This is a genomic window from Pigmentiphaga sp. NML080357, assembly GCF_002188465.1.
Lineage (GTDB): Bacteria > Pseudomonadota > Gammaproteobacteria > Burkholderiales > Burkholderiaceae_B > Pigmentiphaga.
The window spans coordinates 95,329-117,344 of sequence record NZ_NINW01000026.1 but is presented as its reverse complement, the minus strand read 5'-3'; the positions used below and the strand labels follow the sequence as shown (position 1 = coordinate 117,344).

At 66.6% G+C, this 22,016-nt stretch carries 23 protein-coding genes, 2 tRNA genes and 1 pseudogene; 18 read left to right on the top strand and 8 right to left on the bottom strand.

The genetic code is table 11. From position 1 onward, the window contains the following. Positions 1-97: 97 nt before the first annotated feature. The gene (locus tag CDO44_RS10655; RefSeq protein ID WP_087780276.1) at positions 98-1,294 is read left to right on the top strand and encodes a CaiB/BaiF CoA-transferase family protein; all 1,197 of its coding nucleotides are present in this window, start codon (positions 98-100) and stop codon (positions 1,292-1,294) included. Positions 1,295-1,364: 70 nt separating this feature from the next. Further along, complete coding sequence (locus tag CDO44_RS10650) at positions 1,365-2,342, top strand: tripartite tricarboxylate transporter substrate binding protein (RefSeq protein ID WP_087780213.1); 978 nt, start codon at positions 1,365-1,367, stop codon at positions 2,340-2,342. Positions 2,343-2,380: 38 nt separating this feature from the next. On the opposite strand, the gene CDO44_RS10645 is transcribed toward CDO44_RS10650, so the two are convergent. Continuing rightward, complete coding sequence (locus CDO44_RS10645; protein WP_087780212.1) at positions 2,381-3,997, bottom strand: bifunctional 3-(3-hydroxy-phenyl)propionate/3-hydroxycinnamic acid hydroxylase; 1,617 nt, start codon at positions 3,995-3,997, stop codon at positions 2,381-2,383. A 140-nt stretch (positions 3,998-4,137) separates the two neighbouring features. Between CDO44_RS10645 and CDO44_RS10640 the strand changes: the two genes are divergently transcribed. Then, entirely contained in the window at positions 4,138-5,247 is a 1,110-nt protein-coding gene (locus tag CDO44_RS10640; RefSeq protein WP_087780211.1) for an alcohol dehydrogenase catalytic domain-containing protein, read from the top strand. A 12-nt stretch (positions 5,248-5,259) separates the two neighbouring features. Next, entirely contained in the window at positions 5,260-5,820 is a 561-nt protein-coding gene (locus CDO44_RS10635; RefSeq protein WP_087780210.1) for a cupin domain-containing protein, read from the top strand. Between the two features lie 66 nt (positions 5,821-5,886). Here CDO44_RS10635 and CDO44_RS10630 read toward each other — a convergent pair. Further along, positions 5,887-5,971: transfer RNA gene (locus CDO44_RS10630), tRNA-Leu, on the bottom strand. A 70-nt stretch (positions 5,972-6,041) separates the two neighbouring features. After that, positions 6,042-6,126 (bottom strand) — tRNA-Leu (locus CDO44_RS10625). 106 nt (positions 6,127-6,232) lie between these two features. On the opposite strand from CDO44_RS10625, the gene rnr reads away from it, so the two are divergent. Together rnr and rlmB are read left to right on the top strand one after the other, a co-directional pair. Then, entirely contained in the window at positions 6,233-8,686 is a 2,454-nt protein-coding gene (rnr, locus tag CDO44_RS10620) for a ribonuclease R (RefSeq protein ID WP_198951340.1), read from the top strand. A 94-nt stretch (positions 8,687-8,780) separates the two neighbouring features. Next, a complete protein-coding gene (rlmB, locus tag CDO44_RS10615; RefSeq protein WP_087780209.1) occupies positions 8,781-9,521 on the top strand; it encodes a 23S rRNA (guanosine(2251)-2'-O)-methyltransferase RlmB in 741 nt (246 codons plus the stop codon). An 81-nt stretch (positions 9,522-9,602) separates the two neighbouring features. Here rlmB and CDO44_RS10610 read toward each other — a convergent pair whose 3' ends face one another. Further along, complete coding sequence (locus CDO44_RS10610) at positions 9,603-10,460, bottom strand: hypothetical protein (protein WP_144389503.1); 858 nt, start codon at positions 10,458-10,460, stop codon at positions 9,603-9,605. A gap of 22 nt (positions 10,461-10,482) precedes the next feature. Further along, positions 10,483-11,136: a transcriptional repressor LexA gene (lexA, locus tag CDO44_RS10605; protein WP_087780207.1), complete on the bottom strand. Its 654-nt coding sequence runs from the start codon at positions 11,134-11,136 to the stop codon at positions 10,483-10,485. A gap of 151 nt (positions 11,137-11,287) precedes the next feature. Between lexA and CDO44_RS10600 the strand changes: the two are divergent. The 12 genes and pseudogenes from CDO44_RS10600 to CDO44_RS10545 form a co-directional block, all read left to right on the top strand. Next, positions 11,288-12,295 (top strand): annotated as a pseudogene (locus CDO44_RS10600) (asparaginase); the annotation flags it as partial. A gap of 287 nt (positions 12,296-12,582) precedes the next feature. Then, entirely contained in the window at positions 12,583-12,954 is a 372-nt protein-coding gene (rpsF, locus tag CDO44_RS10595) for a 30S ribosomal protein S6 (protein WP_087780205.1), read from the top strand. Positions 12,955-12,982: 28 nt separating this feature from the next. Beyond that, positions 12,983-13,390, top strand: coding sequence for a primosomal replication protein N (priB, locus tag CDO44_RS10590; RefSeq protein ID WP_369824603.1), 408 nt, complete (start codon positions 12,983-12,985; stop codon positions 13,388-13,390). Between the two features lie 18 nt (positions 13,391-13,408). Then, positions 13,409-13,681, top strand: coding sequence for a 30S ribosomal protein S18 (gene rpsR, locus CDO44_RS10585; RefSeq protein ID WP_087780204.1), 273 nt, complete (start codon positions 13,409-13,411; stop codon positions 13,679-13,681). A 19-nt stretch (positions 13,682-13,700) separates the two neighbouring features. Beyond that, positions 13,701-14,156: a 50S ribosomal protein L9 gene (rplI, locus tag CDO44_RS10580; RefSeq protein ID WP_087780203.1), complete on the top strand. Its 456-nt coding sequence runs from the start codon at positions 13,701-13,703 to the stop codon at positions 14,154-14,156. Between the two features lie 277 nt (positions 14,157-14,433). Next, complete coding sequence (locus CDO44_RS10575; RefSeq protein ID WP_087780202.1) at positions 14,434-15,825, top strand: replicative DNA helicase; 1,392 nt, start codon at positions 14,434-14,436, stop codon at positions 15,823-15,825. A gap of 106 nt (positions 15,826-15,931) precedes the next feature. Beyond that, positions 15,932-16,558, top strand: coding sequence for a DUF47 domain-containing protein (locus CDO44_RS10570; protein WP_087780201.1), 627 nt, complete (start codon positions 15,932-15,934; stop codon positions 16,556-16,558). A gap of 12 nt (positions 16,559-16,570) precedes the next feature. Then, a complete protein-coding gene (locus CDO44_RS10565) occupies positions 16,571-17,578 on the top strand; it encodes an inorganic phosphate transporter (protein ID WP_087780200.1) in 1,008 nt (335 codons plus the stop codon). Positions 17,579-17,709: 131 nt separating this feature from the next. Then, on the top strand, positions 17,710-18,120 hold the full coding sequence (locus CDO44_RS10560; RefSeq protein WP_087780199.1) for a DoxX family protein: 411 nt from the start codon (positions 17,710-17,712) through the stop codon (positions 18,118-18,120). A gap of 34 nt (positions 18,121-18,154) precedes the next feature. Further along, entirely contained in the window at positions 18,155-18,469 is a 315-nt protein-coding gene (locus CDO44_RS10555) for a Dabb family protein (protein ID WP_087780198.1), read from the top strand. A gap of 6 nt (positions 18,470-18,475) precedes the next feature. After that, positions 18,476-18,907 (top strand): PaaI family thioesterase, encoded by a 432-nt coding sequence (locus tag CDO44_RS10550; protein WP_233146126.1) that lies wholly within the window; start codon positions 18,476-18,478, stop codon positions 18,905-18,907. Next, on the top strand, positions 18,900-19,868 hold the full coding sequence (locus CDO44_RS10545) for an alpha/beta hydrolase (RefSeq protein ID WP_087780197.1): 969 nt from the start codon (positions 18,900-18,902) through the stop codon (positions 19,866-19,868). Before CDO44_RS10550 ends, CDO44_RS10545 begins: the two co-directional genes overlap by 8 nt. Here the strand turns inward: CDO44_RS10545 and CDO44_RS10540 are convergent. The 3 genes from CDO44_RS10540 to CDO44_RS10530 are packed head-to-tail and all read right to left on the bottom strand — an operon-like array spanning position 19,829 to position 21,997. Further along, positions 19,829-20,644: an NRDE family protein gene (locus CDO44_RS10540; RefSeq protein ID WP_087780196.1), complete on the bottom strand. Its 816-nt coding sequence runs from the start codon at positions 20,642-20,644 to the stop codon at positions 19,829-19,831. The two genes, CDO44_RS10545 and CDO44_RS10540, sit on opposite strands and share 40 nt — an antisense overlap. Before the next feature lie 3 nt (positions 20,645-20,647). Continuing rightward, entirely contained in the window at positions 20,648-20,956 is a 309-nt protein-coding gene (locus CDO44_RS10535; protein ID WP_087780195.1) for a DUF4936 family protein, read from the bottom strand. 21 nt (positions 20,957-20,977) lie between these two features. Then, on the bottom strand, positions 20,978-21,997 hold the full coding sequence (locus tag CDO44_RS10530; protein ID WP_087780194.1) for a folate-binding protein YgfZ: 1,020 nt from the start codon (positions 21,995-21,997) through the stop codon (positions 20,978-20,980). Between the last annotated feature and the right edge of the window lie 19 nt (positions 21,998-22,016).

Sequence of the window (22,016 nt, the reverse complement as noted above, 5' to 3'; positions counted from 1 at the left end):
CCGGGGAAAACAATGAAGAATCAATGCCTTGGCGGTGGCGGCCCGCGTGGCATGCCGATTGCAGGATCCCGGCATCCATTTTTCGGGAGATACCGGCTTGGCCCTCGAACACATCACCGTGCTGGACCTGACCCACATGCTTTCGGGCCCCTATGGCACCATGCTGCTGGCCGACCTCGGCGCCCGCACCATCAAGATCGAACCGCCGGGACGCGGCGAGGGCACACGCCGCCTGCTCGAGAACGATCCGCAGTATTCGCACGACGGCATGGGCGCCTACTACCTCACGCTCAACCGCAACAAGGAAAGCGTCTGCGTCGACCTCAAGCAGCCCGGGGGACGCGACGTATTCCTGGACCTCGTGCGGCAGGCCGACGTGGTGTTCGACAACTTCAGCGTTGGCGTTACGGAACGCCTGGGCATCGATCACGCGGCGCTGTCTCGGATCAACCCCCGCATCGTCACCTGCTCGGTCACGGGCTTCGGCCAGACCGGTCCCGCCACCGAGCGCCCCGCCTTCGACCAGGTCGTGCAGGCCATGGGCGGCGGCATGTCGATCACCGGTACGCCGGCTACCGGGCCCATGCGCAGCGGCATTCCCATCGGCGATCTCGGCGGCGGCGTATTCGGCGCGCTGGGCGTGCTGGCGGCCCTGGTCGAACGCGAGCGGACGGGCCGCGGACAGCACGTGGACATCGCCATGCTCGACGTGCAGATATCGCTGCTGAACTACATGGCCACCATGTACTTCATGTCCGGCGAAGTGCCGGAGGGGATCGGCAACGGCCACTTCGTGCACGTGCCGTACAACTGCTACCCGACGGCGGACGGCCACATCATCATCGCCTGCATCGGCGACGCGTTCTTCGAGCGTTTCGTCGAGTTCATCGATCTACCTGAGCTGAGGCAGCCCGAATACCGCCGGCAGGCGGCGCGCTTTGCCGCCAAGGCCCGCATCGACGAAATCATCGCGGCCGAACTTCGCAAGCAGCCGACCGCCCACTGGCTGGAACGGCTGGAGGCGGCCCGCATTCCTTGCGGGCCGGTCAACGATTTCGCGCAGGCCCTGGCCGATCCGCAAGTGCAGGCGCGCGGCATGGTCGCGGCCGTGCCGCTTGGCGATGGCAAATCCCTGCGCATGCCGGGCAATCCGGTCAAGCTCTCCGGCGCGGCGCCGGCATCGTTCGGCGCGCCGCCACGCCTGGGCGCGCAGACCGACGCCGTGCTCGGCGGCTGGCTGGGCTATGGGGCGGACAAGCTTGCGCGGCTGCGCGCGGAAGGAGCGATCGGCTGAACGACGCGGACCACGGCGCGCCAGCAGGCGCTTTCGACAACGACAAAACTCGCCCCAAGGAGGAGACACCATGGCGATGAGATGGCTTACCCGGTTCCGCATGCCGTGCCTCGCCGCACTATGCCTGCTCGCCGGCGCCGCGCAGGCCGGGGACTATCCCGGCAAGCCGATCCGGCTGATCGTTCCGTTCGCGCCCGGCGGCGTGACGGACACCGGCGCGCGCATCGTGGCGGAACAACTGGGCCACCGGCTCGGCCAGCAGGTAATCGTTGAGAACAAGCCCGGCGCCTCGGGCAATATCGGCACGCAGATGGCGGCGGCCGCCGCCCCCGACGGCTATACGCTGGTGGTCGGGTTCGACGGCACCCTGGTGATCAATCCGCATGTGTATGCCAGGGTTCCGTTCGACACTCTCAAGGACCTCGCGCCGATCAGCAAGATCGGCGATGCCGCGCTGGTGATCGTGACCGCGCCGACGCTGCCGGTCACCGACTTCGCATCGCTGGTGGCCTATTCCAAGCGCAACGAGGCCGGCGTGTCGTACGGCAGCGCGGGCACCGGGAGTACGCCGCACCTGGCCGGAGAACTGCTGCGCGTGCGCACCGGCGCCCATTTCGTGCACATTCCCTACAAAGGCGGCGGCCAGGCCATGGCGGACGTGGTCGGCGGCACGCTGCCCATGCTCTACACCGCGGTGGCCGGAGCCTATCCGTTCATCCAGCGCGGGCAGATGCGGGCCATCGCGGTCTCGAGTGCCCAACGGCTGGCATCGTTGCCGGACGTGCCCACGGTGTCCGAATCGGTGCCCGGCTTCGAGGTCACTTCCTGGATAGGTCTGCTGGCGCCGGCCGGCACGCCCGCCGGCATCATCGAGCGTCTGCAGCGGGAAGTGCATGCGGTGGTCCACCAGCCGCAGGTCAGGGAGCGGCTGGCCGGGCTGGGCATCGTGGCGTCGGGAAATACGCCGGCGGAGTTCCGGCGCCAGATCGAAGCCGACCTGCAAAAGTACGCGGAGGTCGTGAAGGCGGCGAAAATCCGCATCGACTGAAGCGCCGCCGGCAGCGCTCGGCCTGTTGGCCGTTGGCCTCAGGCGGTGGTATCCGACGCTTCCTTCAACCCTTCCAGGCGCCGAACCGCTCCTTGCAACAGCTGCAGGACGTCCGCCAGGCGGCGTGCCGTGCCGTATACGACCCGATCCGGGCGGACCAGGGCCGCGTCGCATTCGTGACGCGCGAACCAGTCCGCCATGATGCCGTCGGCCTCGTCCAGCACGGCTATGCCGGTAGGGGCAGGGGACGGGCCTGCGCTTTCGAAGCAGACCGCCGTCGCATCGAGGACACGCAGGCACTCGGCCCACTGCCGCGCCATCCCGGCGTCGGGTGGCGAGCGCAGCGCCAGTACGAAACTGTGCGCAAGCAGGTCGTCCATCCTGCGTGGCGGTTGCGCCGCGTCCGTCCGGCAGAGCGGCTGGGGAAAAGGCGTCCCCGCCGGGAGCCGGTCGCCATCGACCAAGCCATGGCGTATGCCCGGCAGCAGGCTCTGGCGCAATTGCGGCCGGACCTGCCCATCCTGCCGCCCGCGCAGCTCCCGGTCCCGCTCCCGCGCGCGACCGGGATCGCGTTCGCAGATGATGCGGCCGAGGCGCTTGACCGTGGCCGTCGTCTCTTCGACCTGGGGACCTCGCTCGGCGCCGTAGGTATCGAGCAGCGAAGCGGCGGCCCGGCCGGCCAGCACCCAGTCCAGTTTCCAGGCGAGATTCGCCGCGTCGCGCAGGCCCTGGCACATGCCCTGGGCGAGGAACGGCGGCATCTGGTGGGCGGCATCGCCGGCCAGCAGCACGGCACCGCGGCGCCATTGCTCGAGCACCACGGCATGGAAGCGATACGCGGCCGCGCGCCAGATCCGCGCCTGGCCGGGTGAAAGCCAGGGGGCCAGCAGTTTCCAGATGGCTTCGTCGGAGGTATCGCGCCGTTCGGCCTCATCGGGCAGCAGCAGGAATTCCCATCGGCGGTGCGTGCCCGGACCGACGACGTAGGTGCATGGCCGCGCGGGGTCGCAATATTGGACGTTGGTGGCGGGCAGCCGCGCGAGCTGGTCGTCGTGCACGTGCAGGTCCACGACGATCCACGGTTCGTCGAACTCCAGGCTCCGCAGCCGCAGTCCCAGGAGCTTGCGCAGGGGGCTTGAGCCGCCATCGCAGGCCACCACGTAACGAGCGCGCCAGGTGGCCTCCCGGCCGTCCTGGGTGCGGACCCGGAGCGCCGCGCCGCCGTCTTCCTGCCGCACGTCCACGGCTTCGGTTCCCAGCCGGACGGTCACCGTCGGCTGGGCCGCCACGGTACGGCGCAAGGCCGTTTCCAAGGCAGGTTGGTTAAAGGTGTAGGCGGGCGCCCAGGCAAGCGGATAGGGCGGCGCGCCCATGTCGAAATGCTGGATCGGCTCTCCATCGGCGCCCAGGTAGAACGTGGGCCGGTAGGGCGTCATGTGTGGCGCCAGTTCGTCGGCGATGCCGATCTGCTGGAAGATGCGCATGGCTTCATGGTCCAGCGCGAAGGCACGAGGCAGGGGATAGATACGCTCGGACTTGTCGAGCACGGCCACCCGGCGCCCGCGTTGGCCCAACAGCGCCGCCAGGGTTGCGCCCACCGGGCCGAATCCCACGATCGCGACATCGTAGCTTTCCGTCATTCCGCCAGCCTGCATGTCGGCTCCATTTTTCGCACAAAAATAAAATTATGCACAAAATTATGTTTTGTGCATTAATGGATGTTCCGAATGGGAGAAGGCCCGGCGCATCCGGACAATCCCCCCACATTTCGTGCAGACAAAACCAAGGAGACACCATGTCGACCATGAAAGCGGCCCGCCTCCATCGCGTCGGGGGCCCGATGCAGATCGAGCGCATTCCCATCCCCGAGCCGGCTGCCAACGATGTCCAGGTCCGCGTCCATGCCTGCGGCATCGTGCCGAATCTCGGCAACATCCTCGCCAACTGGACGACGTGGTTCCCCGAGCTCCCGCTGCCGCCGTTGCCCGCAGTGTTCGGCCTGGACCCCGCCGGCGAGGTAACCGCCGTGGGGTCGCATGTGCATGCCTGGAAACCCGGCGACCGCGTCTACGTGAATCCCGGCTTGTATTGTGGCGGGTGCCGCGCCTGCCGCAGCGGCGATCTCATCAACTGCACGCATTACGCCTTCAGCGGCTACTTCGGGTTCTCGCAGAACTCTCTCGCGCTGTTCAAGAACTACCCGTACGGCGGATTGTGCGAATACATGATCGCGCCGCAGTATGCGCTGGTGAAACTGCCGGACAACGTGACCTACAACCAGGCGGCCCGCTTCGGTTATCTCGGCACCATGTATTCGGCGATGCGCAAGGCCGGCGTGGCGCCGGGCCGCAGCGTCCTGGTCAACGGCATCAGCGGCACGCTGGGCATAGGCGGCGCGCTGTTCGGCCTGGCCATGGGCGCCACGCGCATCCTCGGGACGGGGCGCAACCCGGCGCTGCTGGAACGCGTCAAGGCCCTGGCGCCGGATCGTATCGAGGTGCTTTCCATTGCCGACGGCCAGGCCATCGATGCCTGGGCCAAGGCACGCACCGGCGGGCTGGGCGTCGACATCTTCATCGACGCGCTCGGGCCCGGCGCGCCGCACGAGACGCTGCAGCAAGGTGTGCGGGCGCTCAAGCGGGGCGGCCGCGCCTACAACATCGGCGCCATCGCGGGCATGGTGGGGCTGGACCTGCACACCATGATGGACGAGCAGCAAAGCCTCGAGGGCTCGGCATGGTTCACCGCGGGCGAGGGACAGGACATCGCCGACATGGCGCAGGCCGGTGCGCTCGACCTGTCTATTTTCGAGCACGTCTGCCATCCGCTCGAACAGGTGAACGAGGCGATATCCGGCATCGCCACCCGCAACGGCGGCTTCAGCAATTTCGTCATCAATCCGTGAAGGAGGGCGGACATGCTCATCAGGCGGGTAGTGGCGGCAACCGGCGCGGACGGCAAGGCACGCGTGCTGTCGGACGGCGTCGCGCCGCGCCATGCCGAGTTCGAGACGCTTCCAGGCTTCGCGACGGCGCTGCTTTGGTCGACGCCCGCTAGCCCCCGGGTGGGGGCGGGCCTGGACGTCGCGGATCGGACGATGGCGGACGGATTCGTGCCCGATGCCGGGGCATCGCGGCTGATGATGGTGACGTTCCCGCCCGATGCGGTGATGGCGCGCGCCGATTTCGATGCCGCGGCTTTCAGCGCCGAGTTCGCCCGGCGGGTGCCCGGGCTGGCGGAAGCCTTCGAGCGGGATCATCCGGGCATGCACGCGACGGACAGCATCGACTACGACGTCGTGCTCGATGGCGAAATGACGCTGGAACTCGACGACGGCCGCCAGGTCGTGTTGAGGCGGCACGAGGTGGCCGTGCAGCATGGCAACCGCCACGCCTGGCGCAACTTGAGCGGCCGGCCGGCGACCATGCTGTTCGTGCTGCTGGGGACCGCGAGGGCGGGGGACGGCAACCGCGGCTGATAAAACAAAAAACCCCGTAAACCGGAAATTTACGGGGTCTTGCTATGCTAGGGCTGCAAAATCTTGTGGTGCCCAGGAGAGGACTCGAACCTCCACGCCGTTAAGCGCTAGTACCTGAAACTAGTGCGTCTACCAATTCCGCCACCTGGGCACTGCCGAAAAACAAAAAAACCCGTTCGAACGGGCTTGCCAACCCTGTTTGCGGCATGCCGCCACATGATTGGTGCCCAGAAGAGGACTCGAACCTCCACGCCGCTAAGCGCTAGTACCTGAAACTAGTGCGTCTACCAATTCCGCCATCTGGGCATTGTCGCAACCGCCAAACATTTGCTGCGGTAAACTCAAGTTATCCTTGCGTGAACCGTTGCGCGTAGGCAGTAGCAACAGAAGCTGCGCATTATAAAGAGAACCTTTGACTTTGACAACTCGATCCCACAACAACCTTCCCTCCACGCCCGCGGATTTCGATCCCGAGGTACCCAGCCGTGAGCAGATCCTGGGGGTGCTGCGAGAGGCCAACGCGCCGATAGCCCCCGCCGACCTTGCAAGGCGCCTGGGGGTGGATCTGGGCAGCGTGGGGTTCGAGCGGCGCCTGGCGGCCATGGAGCGCGATGGCCAGCTGATGCAGAACCGCAAGGGCGCGCTGCTGCTGTCGACCAAGCTCGATTTCATTGCCGGGCGCGTGCAGGGCCATCGCGATGGCTTCGGTTTCCTCATCCGCGACGACGGCCAGACCGACATCTTCCTGCCGCCGAAGGAAATGCTCAAGGTGCTCCATGGCGACCGGGTGCTGGTGCGGCTGTCGGGCGCCGACTACCGGGGCAAGCAGGAGGGCGTCATCGTCGAGGTGCTCGAGCGGCGCACCAACAAGCTGGTCGGCCGCTTCCTGAACGAACGCGGCCTGTTCCTGGTGGTGCCCGAGGATCAGCGGATCAAGCACGACATCCTTGTACCGCCCGGTGAAACCGCCCAGGCCCAGCATGGCCAGGTCGTTACCGTGGAGATCATCGAGCAGCCGACGCGACATACGCAGCCGCTCGGGCGCGTGGTCGAGATCCTCGGCGAGATCGATGATCCCGGCATGGAAATCGAGATCGCGGTCCGCAAATTCGATGTGCCCCACGAGTTCTCGGCCAAGGCCCTGGCGCGCGCCGAACGCCTGCCTTCCGAGGTCGTCAAGGGCGACTTGGCGGGACGCTTCGATCTGCGGGACGTGCCGCTGATCACCATCGACGGCGAGGACGCGCGCGATTTCGACGATGCCGTCTATTGCGAAAGGGTGGAGCTGGGCACGGGCGCGCGCAAGCGTCCCGGCTGGCGCCTGATCGTCGCCATTGCCGACGTGGCCCACTACGTCACGCCGGGCGACGCCCTGGACGCCGACGCGCTGGAGCGCAGCACCAGCGTTTACTTTCCGCGCAAGGTCATTCCGATGTTGCCGGAAAAGCTTTCCAACGGCCTGTGCTCGCTGAATCCCAACGTCGACCGGCTGGTACTGGTTTGCGACATGGTGATCCCGGCCTCCGGCGCCAAGGCCGGAACGGTCCAGGCCTACCAGTTCTACAACGCCGTCATGCACTCGCATGCGCGCACCACCTACGCCGAGGTCTGGGCGGCGCTGCAGCAACCCGACGGCCCGGCCGCGCGCAAGCATGCAAATGTCCTGCCGCAGATCCAGGACCTCTACGACCTGTTCAAGCTGCTTGCGCAGGCGCGGGAGAAGCGAGGCGCCATCGACTTCGATACGGTCGAGACCAAGATCGTTTGCAACGAACTCGGCCGCATTCAGAGCATCGTGCCCTATGTACGCAACGATGCCCACAAACTGATCGAGGAATGCATGCTGGCCGCCAATACCTGCGCGGCCGATTTCATGCATCGCAGCAAGCATCCGGGCCTGTATCGCATCCACGAAGGGCCGACACCGGAGAAGCTGCAGGCGCTGCGCGATTTCCTGAAAACCCTGGGCCTGTCGCTGGGCGGAGGGGACAAACCCACCGCGGCCGACTACTCCGCACTGCTTGAAAGCGCGAAGAACCGGCCTGACGCCCCCCTCCTGCAGACCATGGCGCTGCGCTCCATGCAGCAAGCCATGTACAGCCCGGACAACGTCGGCCACTTCGGGCTGGCTTATCCGGCCTATACCCATTTCACTTCGCCGATCCGGCGCTATCCCGACCTGCTGACTCACCGCGTCATCAAGGCCCTGCTGCACGGCAAGCGCTATGTGCCCAACGCGCTGGAAGACTCGCCCGTCATGCCTGGCACTGCCAAGGAGCAGGAACACGGCTTGTGGGAGAAGCTTGGCCTGTTCTGCTCGGCCAACGAGCGCAGGGCGGACGATGCTTCGCGCGACGTGGAAGCGTGGCTCAAGTGCTGGTACATGCGCGAGCGGGTCGGCGACGTCTTCAGCGGCACCGTGACGGGTGTTGCGGCATTCGGTGTGTTCGTGACCCTGGACGAGCTGCACGTCGAAGGGCTGGTCCACGTCTCGGAGCTTGGTGCCGAGTATTTCCAGTTCAACGATGGCCTGCACGAGTTGCGCGGCGAGCGGACCGGCATGCGCTATCGCCTGACCGACAAGATGCAGGTGCAGGTGGCGCGGGTCGATCTCGAGGCCCGGCGCATCGAATTCAAGCTGGTCAAGGGCGTGAGCTACGAAGGACTGCGCAAGGCCATCAAGCGCGAGAGCGCGCCCGCGCCCGAACGCAAGCCGCAGAAAGCCAAGGCCGTGCTGCTGACCGACATGTCCAAGCTGCCCAAGGGCAAGGGTGCCTCGTCCAAGAAGCACGCCGCGGCCGAGAAGACGCCCAGTGCCCGCAGCGGCAAGCGCGCGGCGGTCAAGCATGGGCGCAAGCGGCACTGAATCTCTGGTCTAATAGCGGCATTGCGGCGCTGCCTCGGGCAGCGCCGTGTCGTTTTTGCCGGTCTGCGGCATGCATCAATGTTGGGGTGACTACATGGCAGCGAGCCAGGTTTTGGTCGGATTTCACGCCGTGGCGGCACGGCTGCGCCATGCGCCGGAATCGATCAAGGATATCTACGTCGAAGAGGCGCGCCGCGATCGCCGCATGTTGACGCTGATCGAGCAGGCGCAAGCCGCCGGGTGCAAGGTGCATCCCGTGGCCCAGCCCCGCCTGGACGGGCTGGCCAAAGGCCAGCGCCACCAGGGCGTGGTCGCGCTGGCAACCGGCCTGGAACTGGCGATGGACGTGGACGAAGTGCTGGACGATGCCGATGGCCCAGCCTTCCTGCTGGTGCTGGACGGGGTCACGGATCCGCACAATCTGGGCGCCTGCCTGCGAACCGCGGACGGCGCCGGCGTGCATGCCGTGATCGCACCCCGCGACCGCGCGGTGGGCCTGAATACGACCGTCCAGCGCGTGGCCTGCGGCGCCGCCGATACCGTTCCCTACCTGACCGTGACCAATCTCGCACGGACGTTGCGCAGCCTGAAGGAGCGCGGTGTATGGGTCGTCGGAACCGACGACGAAGCCACCGAGACCATGCACGAGGTCGACGCCCGCCAACCCATTGCCTGGGTCATGGGGGCCGAAGGAGAGGGCCTGCGACGCCTGACGCGCGAGACCTGCGACCAACTGGTCCGCATTCCCATGCAGGGATCGGTGGAGAGCCTGAACGTCAGCGTTGCGTCGGCCGTCTGCATGTACGAGACGCTGAGGCAAAGAGCCTCGAAGTAGCGGTCAGCAGCATCGATATCGTTTGGTCTCGATGGCCTGTACTCGCCAAGATGGCGTGTCTCTTAGGTCTGGCGGATCCTGTCAGGCGTTCCAGCCCCTTGAAAATAGCAGTGCCAGCGCCGACGAATAGCCCCGGCCGCTACTTGCGCTGCGACGCTGCTTGAAAGGCCATGGGCTGCGAGTCGACGGAGTCGGCTTGCCATGCGGCCCGTGCTGCCCGGCACGCGGATTTGCGGGCCGCTGGGCCGGCAACGCATCGGCATCCGTGCCCTGCGGGTCTGTTTCTTCGGTGGCGCGCGTATGAGATCCCGCCACGGCAAGACCTGCCACCCGCTTGAATCCCGCGCGTACCAAACCTTGGCCGACATCCAGCGTGACCGAGCCCAGGCTGGTTTCGTCCTCGGGCGCGATGCGTTGGAGCCGGATTTGCCCGGCCTGGCTCATGTCCGCCAACAGCCGCAATTGCGAAGCCGACGTCGTGGCGGGTGTGCTGCATGTATGGAACAGGAAAGCGGGGCATCCGGACAACCGCGCGGCCATATGCAGCCGGCGGACGGTGCTTTCGGATTGCACGGCCGCTTGATCGGGAGGCAGGATGGCGACAAGCGCGCCGAGTTCGCCCGCATGCACGGCCGATTCGAGCTGGTCCAGGCCTTCCAGGGGGCGGGCGGTGCGCACGAGCTTGACGCACTCCAATGCCACGCCATGCTGGATCAGCGCGGGTGCGTAGGACAAATAGGGCGGCACCAGCAGTGCCACGGTGCGGCCGGCCTTGGTGAGGCGGCTCAGGAGCGGGCCGAGCAGGTTCAATTCACCATGCCCGACGTGCGGGACCAGGATTTCCGTCAGCGCGCCGACGGGCCATCCGGCCTGGGGCAGGGCAGCGTCGAGCGCGGGAAATCCACTGGAGAGACTGGAACTGGGCGTGCAGTGTTTCATGATGGTCGTCCGTCTAGGTCCTTCAATGCACGAGGCCGGCCCGGATCAGGCCAACCGCGATACCCTCGAGCGCGAAGTCGTCGCGGTCGCGTTCGACTTCGATGGGCTGGAAATCGGGATTGGCGGGCAGCAGGCTCAAGCCGGTATCGGTGTAGCGCAACTGCTTGACGGTGACGTCGTCGCCCAGCCGGGCCACGACGATCTGCCCGTCGCGGGCCTGCGCGGCCTTCTTGACCGCGAGCAGGTCGCCGTCGAGGATGCCGGCATCGCGCATGCTGTTGCCGCGCACCTTGAGCAGGTAGTCGGGACGCTGCGAGAACAGGGCCTGGTCGACGCCGATTTCCTTGTCGATGTGTTCGGTGGCGAGGATGGGGCTGCCGGCGGCCACCCGGCCGACCAAGGGCAGCACCAACTGCGCGAGTACCGGATGCGTGAGCTGCAACGGGGCGGGGTCGGCCAAGGCCGGCTCCTTCAGCCGTATGCCGCGCGACGTGCCCGCCGAGAGCTCCAGCACGCCCTTGCGCGCAAGCGCCTTCAGGTGTTCCTCCGCCGCGTTGGGCGACCGGAATCCCAGCGCCTGGGCGATTTCGGCACGCGTGGGTGGAAAACCGGTCCTGACGATGGTCTGGCGGATGAGATCCAGGATCTCTTGTTGGCGTGCAGTGAGCTTGGACATGTCTGGCTCCGGAATCGAACGCGGCGCCCGGGATGGGCGGCCCGTATCGACCTTCTGTGGTTTTATCCAGTAACTGTATTTTTATACAGTATTCGCGTCCAGCGCAAGCGGAAAGCGCGGCTGTCGCGGGAACGCCAATCGGCCGCCGCAGGTATCATCGGGCTGTTTCGTCTCCCAAACTTCCGCCATGTCCTTGCCGCGCCTATGCATCGTCGCCACCGGAGGCACCATCGCCGGCGTCGGCGCCCGGCCGCAGGCCACCCAGGCCTACGCCGCCGCCGCCCTGGACGTAGCCGGGTTGTGCGCGACGGTGCCGGGGCTCGGCGAAGTGGCCCGCATCGCCGCCGAACAGTTCGCCGCGATCGACAGCAAGAACGCCACGCCCGCTTTCTGGCAGTCGCTGGCGGCCCGCTTGCAACAGCTGCTCGACGACCCGGGCGTGGACGGCGTGGTGGTGACACACGGCACCGACACGCTCGAGGAAACCGCTTACTACCTCCACCTCGTGCTCAAGACCGACAAGCCCGTCGTCATGGTGGGCGCCATGCGCCCCGCGACGGCGCTGTCTGCGGACGGACCGCTGAACCTGCTCGACGCGGCCACGGTCGCGGCGGCGCCTGGCGCGGCGGGGCGCGGGGTGCTGGTCACCCTGAATCATCAGATCTTCGGCGCGCGCGAGGTGGCCAAGACCAATGCCAACCGGCCCGATGCCTTCGCTTCGCCCAACGCCGGCGCGATGGGACTGGTGCAGGACGGCCGCGTCACCTGGCTGGCGCGGCCGGAGCGCCCGCATACCGCGTCCACGCCGTTCACGGCCGCCACGCCGTTGGCGCCGGTGGAGGTGGTCGCGGGCTATGCCGGCGGCTCTGCGGCCCTGATCGAAGCGGTACCCGCCACGGGCGCGCACGGCTTGGTGTGGGCCGGCCCGGGCAACGGCTCGGCCAGCAATGAAGCGCTGGCGGCGCTCGAACGCCTGTGCGGGGCGGGCCTGGCGGTGGTGCGGGCCAGCCGCACCGGTAGCGGGTGCGTCGCCGCCTCCGGCCGTCTCCCCGGCGCCGGGACGCTGTCCCCGTGGAAGGCCAGGGTGTTGCTGATGCTCGTGCTGGGCGCCGGCGCGGAGGGAACCCAGGCGGTGCAAACCGCGTTCGACACCTACTGAACGCCTGGCCCGGCCGCGCGCCATGACCGGCGGGTCCGCACCGCCCAAAGGGCAGCGAAAGAGGGGCGGGCAATGGTCCGGCATGCCGCCGCCCGCGATGTGACGTAGACGCCTCGTTCCTGGTTGCCAATTGCTTTTTGCCGGCATGCAAGCGATAATAGAGGGCTTGATTTTTGGCGGAAGCCATTTTCGCCAGATTGATCCCTTGTCCGACTCTAGACGCTTGAGCGGACTTGCGCCTACAGGGCTCCATCCGGAGCCTGCGGGACCATCCATAAGGAGCTTCGATGCGTCACTATGAAGTAGTTTTCATCGTTCACCCGGACCAAAGCGAGCAGGTTCCGGCCATGGTCGACCGTTACAAGTCGCTGATCACCAGCCAGGGCGGCACGATACACCGCCTGGAAGACTGGGGTCGCCGCCAGTTGGCGTACCCGATCCAGAAGCTCGTCAAGGCTCACTACGTGTGCATGAACATCGAGTGCGGCCAACCCACGCTGGACGAACTCGAACACGCTTTCCGCTATAACGATGCCGTGCTGCGCCATCTCGTCGTCAAGATGAAGAAGGCCGAGACCGCCCCGTCGCCGATGATGAAGATCGTCGAGCGCGAGGAGGCCCGCAAGGTGTCCACCGAAACCACGCAAGCCGAGGCCTGAGCCCCGGCTGGACTGGCATGACAGGTCGTTGCCGACCGCCCGCATCGCAGGCCCGCAGGCGCGGATCCCCGGCGATGCCACGGACGACACGGCGTTGAACAAGGTTCATCTGACCGCCCAGGTGGTCGAGTGCAAGCCGCTCAGGTACACCCCGGCCGGAATTCCGGTCCTGGAACTGGCGCTTGCCCATGAATCCGAGCTGATCGAAGGCGGCAGACCCCGCCGGGTCGAGATGCTCGTCAATGCGGTAGTCGTCGGCGATCTGGCCGGCAGGCTCGAGCGCGAGGCGCTGGGCCGGTCGATACGGATCGAAGGGTTCCTGGCACCGACCCGGAAAGGTTCAAGCAGACTGAGGCTGCATATCCAGCAGGCCGCCATTGCCCGAGAGGGCGACGAAGCGGGCCGGCAGGGCAGCTCCAGATGTGAAACGGATTGAATACCCAAGAGGTACATCATGGCCGCATTCGGCAAACGCAAGGAAAAGAAGAAGTTCGGTCAACAGAATCCGCTGTTCAAGCGGCGCAAGTTCTGCCGCTTCACGGCAGCCGGCGTTGATCAGATCGACTACAAGGATATCGAGGTCCTGCGCGACTTCATCCAGGAAAACGGCAAGATCATTCCTGCCCGCCTGACCGGCACCAAGGCGCACTACCAGCGTCAGCTCGACACGGCGATCAAGCGCGCCCGCTTCCTGGCGCTCTTGGCCTACACCGACAACCACAATTGATTGCCGGGAGAGTCCAATCATGCAAATCATCTTGCTCGAAAAAGTCGTCAACCTCGGCAACCTGGGCGACGTCGTCCGCGTGAAGAACGGCTATGCCCGTAACTTCCTGATCCCGCAGAAGAAGGCCAAGCGCGCGACGCAGGCCGCCCTGCAAGAGTTCGAAGCGCGCCGCGCCGAACTCGAGAAGATCCAGGCCGACAAGCTGGCCGCCGCGCAAGCCGTGGCCCAGCGCCTGGAAGGCTACTCGGTCTCGATCACCCAGAAGGCGGGTGTGGACGGCCGCCTGTTCGGCTCGGTCACCAACTTCGACATCGCGGCCGCGCTCAAGGGCGCCGGTTTCGAGTCGGTCGAGAAGGGCATGGTCCGCCTGCCCAACGGCCCGCTCAAGACCATCGGCGAATTCCCGATCGAAGTCGGCCTGCACACCGACGTCGTGGCCAACATCACGGTAGTCGTGGTCGGCGAAACCGCCTAAATCGCGTCCCGGTCCACCCGCTTCGCACGGGTGCCGCCGGACGCGCTGCCGGTCTTCCTCCCTCCGGGGAAGGGACGGCAACGAGAACCCTCCATTTCTTCGCAGAATGGAGGGTTCTTTTTTCGGGCCTGCGCGCCCCGTTGCCGGCCTCGCGCTCCCGTCCGGGCCGGGGCCCCGCCAGGGCAGGGCGGACTGGCTCACCTTCCGCCTACCCGGGCTAAACTGTCGTGGCCCGGCATCCCGCCGGCCGTGTTTCCACACCAGGTTTTGTCGCTCTATGAATTCGCCTGTCGATCCTCAGCTCGAGTCCCTGCGCATCCCGCCCCACTCGGTGGAGGCGGAACAGTCGGTGCTGGGCGGCTTGCTGCTGGACAATGCCGCCTGGGATCGCATTGCCGACATCCTCAAGGAAGAGGACTTCTACCGTTACGATCACCGCCTGATCTGGCAGCAGATGGCCAAGCTGATCGGGCTGGCCCGTCCCGCCGATGTCGTGACGACCCACGAGGCGCTCCAGACTGCGGGCAAAGCGGAAGAGGCGGGGGGGCTCGCCTACCTGAACTCGCTTGCGCAGAACACGCCTTCGGCGGCCAACATCCGGCGCTATGCGGAAATCGTGCGCGACCGGGCGGTGCTGCGCCGGCTGGTGACCGTATCCGACGAAATCTCGTCCGCCGCGTTCAATCCCCAAGGCAAAGATACGCGGCAACTGCTGGACGAGGCGGAGTCCAAGATCTTCAAGATTGCCGAGGAGGGCGCGCGGGGCACCGCCGGCTTCCAGTCGCTCCAGCCGCTGCTGACGCAAGTGGTCGAGCGCATCGACGAGCTCTATCACCGCGACAGCACTTCGGACGTCACCGGGGTGCCGACCGGCTTCACCGACCTCGACAAGATGACCTCCGGGCTGCAACCCGGCGACATGATCGTCGTGGCCGGCCGCCCCTCCATGGGCAAGACCGCCTTCTCCGTCAACATCGGCGAGCACGTGGCGGTGGAAGAAGGCCTGCCTGTCGCGGTGTTTTCCATGGAAATGGGCGCGGCGCAGCTCGCCATGCGGGTACTGGGCTCGGTCGGCCGCCTGGACCAGCAGCGCCTGCGCACGGGTAAACTGCTGGACGAGGATTGGCCCAAGCTGACGCATGCCATCCAGAAGATGCAGGACACTCAGCTCTACATCGACGAGACGCCGGCGCTCAGTCCCATGGAGCTGCGCTCGCGTGCCCGCCGCCTGGCCCGGCAATGCGGCCAATTGGGCCTGATCATCATCGACTACCTGCAGCTGATGTCGGGCAACAGCGGCAACAGCAGCGAGAACCGGGCATCGGAACTGTCCGAGATCAGCCGCTCCATGAAGGGCCTCGCCAAGGAGCTGAACTGCCCGCTGATCGCGCTTTCGCAGCTCAACCGCGGCCTGGAACAGCGCCCCAACAAGCGTCCCGTGATGAGCGACCTGCGGGAATCCGGCGCCATCGAGCAGGACGCCGACGTGATCATCTTCCTCTACCGCGACGAGGTCTACAACCCCGATACGCCGGACAAGGGCACCGCCGAAATCATCATCGGCAAGCAGCGTAACGGCCCGATCGGCACTGTCAGGCTCACCTGGCAGGGCATGTATACGAAGTTCCAGAATTTCTCGGGCAACGCGTTCGTCGACTCTGATTATTGACCCCCCTACGCGCCGAAGCGCGTAGGGAGGAGCCTCATATAGTGCTACACTGCGCGCGGTTTTTAACACGTCATGTAACTGTCATGTGGCGTATCGTGAGGACGTGATGTTTGGACGCTTGATGCCCAAAGAGGGCCGCTTTTTCGATATGTTCACGGCGCATGCCGACCTGTCCCGGCAGGGCAGCCGGGAGTTGGCGGCGCTGATGGCCGATCTGGGGCAGGCCGAGGAACGCGTCAAGAACATCGAGACGCTGGAAAAAAAGGCCGACAAGGTTACCCACGATACGGTCGACCTGCTGCACAAGACCTTCATCACGCCGCTGGACCGTGACCAGATCCACCAGCTCATCACGACCATGGACGACATCCTCGACCTGATGGAGGACGCCGCCCAGTGCATCAACCTGTACGACATCCGGACGGTCACCCCGGACGCCAAGGCCCTGGCCGACATCGCGGTGCAATGCTGCGACCGGCTCTACATGGTGGTGAGCCTGCTGCACGACCTGAACGACACGGCCAGCATCATGAAGATCTGCGAGGAAATCGACCGCCTCGAATCGGACGCCGACCGGGTCATGCGCCGCGGCATGGGCCGGCTGTTCCGCGATGAAGCCGACACCCGCCAGCTGATCAAGATGAAAGCCATCTATGAGCTGCTGGAAGAAATCACCGACAAGTGCGAAGACGTTGCCAACCTGATCGAAGGCATCGTCCTGGAAAACGCCTAGTCGGGACACTTCATGGATACGCTTCAAATCAGCCTTGCCACACTTGCATTTCTGGTCGTTCTGGCGCTCATCTTCGATTTCATGAATGGGTTCCACGATGCGGCCAATTCCATCGCCACCGTGGTTTCCACGGGGGTGCTCAAGCCTCACCACGCGGTCGTCTTCGCCGCGTTTTTTAATTTCGTCGCGATTTTCGTCTTCCACCTGAAGGTGGCCGCCACCGTGGGGAAGGGCATCATCGACCCGTCCGTGGTCGACCACTACGTCGTGTTCGGCGCGCTGGTCGGCGCCATCGCCTGGAATGTGATCACGTGGTATTTCGGCATTCCTTCGTCCTCCTCGCATGCGCTGATCGGCGGCATCGTCGGCGCGGGCCTGGCCAGTGCCGGCCCCAGCGTCCTGATGGTCCGGGAAATCCTGTACATCGTCGCCTTCATCGTGGTGTCGCCGCTGCTGGGTTTCGTGCTCGGGGGATTCCTGATGCTGCTGGTCTCGTGGCTCCTGCGCGGCACGCGGCCGCTGCGGGTGGACGGCTGGTTCCGCCGCTTGCAACTGGTGTCGGCCGGGCTGTACAGCCTGGGACACGGCGGCAACGATGCGCAGAAGACCATAGGCATCATCTGGCTGCTGCTGATCGCGGCCAACGTCCCGGGCGCCAAGGATCATGTCCCGGTCTGGGTCATCGTCAGCTGCTACGCCGCGATCGCGCTGGGCACGATGTTCGGCGGCTGGCGCATCGTCAAGACCATGGGACAGCGCATCACCAAGCTCAAGCCGGTGGGCGGATTCTGCGCCGAAACGGGCGGGGCGCTGACGCTTTTCCTGGCGGCCCTGCTCGGCATCCCGGTTTCGACCACCCATACCATTACCGGCGCCATCGTGGGCGTGGGATCCAGCCGTAAGTTCAATGCCGTCCGCTGGGGCCTGGCGGGGAACATCGTATGGGCGTGGATACTCACCATTCCGGCCTCGGCGCTGGTGGCGGCCGGCGCCTGGTGGATCGGCAAATCCGTTTTCTGATGCCTGGGCGCCTCGTTTCGGATTGTTTCAAGTAAGATGGCGCCGGCCGCCTCTCGGGCAGCCGCGGCGCCGGACACAGGGGGAACGCCCGTGTATCGGCATGTTCCCCACCTGTGACCGGAACCACCATCATGACCCCTGCACCGATACAATCCCTGCTCGATTCGCGCGCGTTGCTGCTGATCGGGCGCGTCGTCCTGACGTTCATGTTCTGGGCCAGCGGCCTCGCCAAGCTGCTCAACTTCCAGGGCGGCGTGGCCGAAATGAGCCACTTCGGGCTGGAGCCGGCCTGGCTGTTCAACGTCCTGACCATCATCGTGCAGATCGGCGGTTCGTTGCTGATCATCTTCAACCGCGCGGCCTGGCTCGGCGCGGGCGCGCTGGCGGTGTTCACGGCGCTGACCATTCCGATCGCGCACCCGTTCTGGCAGCTCGAGGGCGAGACCGCCATGTTCGAGATGCTGGTCGCGCTCGAGCACGTTACCGTCATCGGCGGGCTGATCGTGGTGGCCATCCTCGGCCATCGCATGGCGCGCCGCTGATTTCCGTTTGAAGACGAGGAGGACCCGACCCGCCATGATCCGCCATATCGTGATGTGGAAACTCAAGGACGAAGCCGAAGGCGCCGACCGGCAGGCCAACGTGGAGAAAGTCCGCAGGCTGCTGGAAAGTTGCCGCGATTGCGTGCCCGGCATACTGGAGTTCGAAGTCGGGCTCGCCGCAGAAGGCTACGAGGCGACCTACGACGTCGTCCTCAATTCGCTGTTCGCCAGCAAGGAAGCGCTCGAAGCCTATCAGGTCCATCCTCGCCACGTGGCGATCAAGCCGTTCATGGCGGCGGTGCGGTCGGCGCGCGCCTGCATGGATTACGAATTGCCGGCGGCGAGGTAGGGCGACATGTCGATGGACGACCGGCAGCAGACCGTTACCGACGTGCCGATCCCGTTCCTGGCCTGGCTGGGGGCCAAGCTGGTGAAGGCCGAAGGCGGGCATTCGGAGGTCAGGCTCGACGTGCTGGAGCATCACTGCAACAGCTGGCACGTCTGCCATGGCGGCGTGCTGATGACCATGCTGGACGCCGCCATGGCGACCGCCGCACGCTCGCTGCACCCGGAGCTGCGCGGCAGCGCCACGGTGGACATGACGACGAGCTTCGTGCGGCCGGGCGAAGCGGGCAACCTGGTGGCCTATGGCAAGTGCTACCACCGTTCGAGCACCATGGCCTTTTGCGAGGCCGAGGTAAGGGACGAGGGCGGCGGCCTCGTGGCGCGCGCGAGCGGTACGTTCAAGTACATCAAGAAGCGCAGCGACCAGGGTGTCGATGGCTGAAGCGGCGAGCCCCCGGCCGCTCGATCCCCAGGTGGCCGACCTGGTGGCGCGCATAAAGCGGGCCAACCGGCCGCCTTACTGGCAGTACACCCCCCAGGACGCGCGCGCTTTCCACGAGAAGGCCAGCAAGGTCCTCGAGATCGCGCCGGCCGCCGTGGCCGACGTGCGCGATCTGGACATCCCGGTGGGTGACGCGACCATAGGCGCGCGCCTCTATACCGGCATGGAGGCCAAAGAACCGGCGCCGCTGTTGATCTTTTCCCATGGCGGGGGATTCACCCTGGGCAGCGTGGAGGGCTACGACGCCGTCTGCCGCATGCTCGCCAACGGCGCCCGCTGCAAGGTGCTGTCGCTCGGATATCGCCTTGCGCCCGAGCACCGCTTCCCGACCGCGGCCGAAGACGTCTATGCCGCCTGGAAGTGGGCCTTCGACCGACATGCGCGGCTGGGCGTGGATGCGGCGCGTGTGGCGGGCATGGGCGACAGCGCCGGGGGGACGCTGACGGCGCAGGCGGCGCTGCGGGCGCGGGACGACCGGCTGCCGCTGGCGGCGCAAGTCCTGCTTTATCCCGGCACGAGCGCCTGGCAGGACACCGCCTCGCACCGGATTTACGCCGAAGGCTATCTGCTCGACGCCAAGACCATCCAGTGGTTCTTCAACCAGTACCTGCGCGACGACGCGGACCGCATGGATTGGCGTTTCGCGCCGCTGGACGCGCCGGAGTTCTCGGGCCTCGCGCCAGCCTTGCTGCAGCTGGCGGAGTGCGATCCGCTGGTGGACGAAGGCCTGGCCTACGGACGCAAGCTGGCCGATGCGCGGGTACCGGTCGAGATCGAGGTGTACGAGGGCGCCATCCACAGTTTCTACAACATGGGCGGCGCGTTGCGCGCGGCCCGCCAGGCCCACCGCGATACCGTGGATTATCTGCGTTCGGTGTTCGGAACGTCGAACGTCACCTGACGCAGGGCGGCCGGCACCAGGCGGCGCGCCTGCTCGGCGTTGTCGAAACTCCGTTCGGCCGCTTCGACCCGGCCGTCGCGGGTGGCCTGGAGCACCGTTTGCGCCCGTGTTCCGTAATCGGGCGTGATGATGAAGGCCGCCGACAGGGCCCGTTCGCGCTCCAGGCTGATGCCGGTGCTGGGCAACTGGGCATCGTCCGCGACTGCCGTGTCGCTCAGCATCTGCAGGTACGCGGGCGTGCGCGCCTCGGTCGCCTTGAGCGTGGCCAGGGCGGCGGTCGTGCGCACGACCTTGGGCCAGGGGGTGTCCAGCACGGCGTTCGATAACCCGTATACGCCGGCGGCCAGCGCCTCGGGCGACGTGGCCGGATAGCCCCGGCGATGCGACAGATACCAGAGCGAAGGCGCGCGGCCGAAGAGTTCGCCGACGATCAGGTTGAAACCGTTGAAAGGCTCGGCGCGACGGGCCAGCTGCCGCACGTAGGTAGCGGGCGAACTGTCGCCGGTCAGGAAATCGGACACCAGCTTGCCGCGCGAGGGCGCATTGGGGTCGTGCCGGCCGGCTTCGCGGTAATTCGTGATCGCCGCGAAGCGTCCCTGCCGGGTGACGCCCATCCAGGTGCCGCCCGCAGCCAGGTCGCGGCCGGCCCACACGTCGGGTTGGTCCGGCCACCAGTCGGCAGGGGCGGTAGGCCGGGCGTAGAACTCGTCACGATTGGCAACGATCAATAGCGTCGTCGGGCCGCGCGGATCCCAGGCGAAGGCGATCAGGCACATGGCTCAGCCGTCCAGCGCGGCCGCATCGGCGGGGAGTTCGGCGAAGATTTCGCTCCGTCGCGGCGCCAGCAGGAAGCCCGCGAGCCCGCTCTTGTCCACGGCCGCAGCCAGCGCGGCCTCGAGCCCGGCCATGTCTTCCACGCCTTCGTAGACTTCCATCCAGGTGGCAACCCCGCCCTCGGACGCCGGCCTGGCCAGCAGCGCCACCCGCCGGCTCCAGGCCCGCCCGGCCTCGAGTACGCGCCGGGCGGGCGCCAGCGCCTGGGGCCGTTGCGCATCGCGCAGTTTGTAGTACACGTAGAGGTGGTTCATCGCGGGTCTCGGCGGCAGTGTTCAGGCCGACTTGGCATCGTCGGGCAGGGCGTAGGGCAGCGCCAGCGGCGCGATGGCCGGGCCCGCCTGCGAGCCGGCACGCAGCGTGGCCGGGCCGCCCACGGCTGCCAGCGGGCTGTCGTAGAGAATGAGAAGGGCATCGCCGTCGCGCGCGGCGTTGACGATGCGTCCGCACGGCTGGTCGTCCCCGTCCTGGAACACGTCCGCGCCGACGAGGGCGTCGGGATCCGAAGCGGCTGCGATACGGCCGGCGAACATGCGGCGCTTGAGCTTGCCCAGATAGTGGCTGCGCGCCACGACTTCCTGTCCGGGATAGCAGCCCTTGGTGAAGCTGACCCCGCCCACCAACTCGAAGTTGACCATCTGCGGCACGAAGAGATCTTGCGTGGCCGCGACGATCCACGGCAAGCCGGCCGCGATGTCGGCCGCGCGCCACGCTTGGACGAGGTTCGCGTCGGGCGGGGACAGGGCGGCGCCGAGTTGCTGCAGTTGCTCGTCCGTACCGATCCACCACCAGCGGGACGGCTCGGCATCGGCCGAGGGCGCTGCGATCCAGGTCCCGCCGGGCAGGTCGGTACGCGACCAGGGCGCAGCCGGCAGCAAGCCGCCAGCCGCCGCCTGCAGCACGGCCGCGTCGGCGCCGCGCCAGACACCCGCCACGCGCAGCGGCGCCGCCGCGATCCTGACCTTGGCGCGCAGGACGAACATCGAGAGGCGTTTTTGCAGCGCCGCGGCGATGCTGGCGTCGACCAGGGCAAGCACGCGCGGCGCCTGGTCGACGGAATCTGGCTCGGGCCGCCATACCACGGCGCTGGCCAGCAGCCGGCCCTTGGCGGTGCAATAGCCGGCAGGCCGCGCGTCGGCATCGCCAAGCTTCTTGACGTCCTGCGTCAACTGGCCCTGGAGGAAGTCGACGGCGTCGGCACCCCTGGCCTCGATCACGGTCAAATGATCGAGCGGCACGATGCGCGCCGGGACGGCATCCTGCTCCCTCGCGGATAAAATCTCTTGGACGGACATCTTGAAACGGTCGATGAGG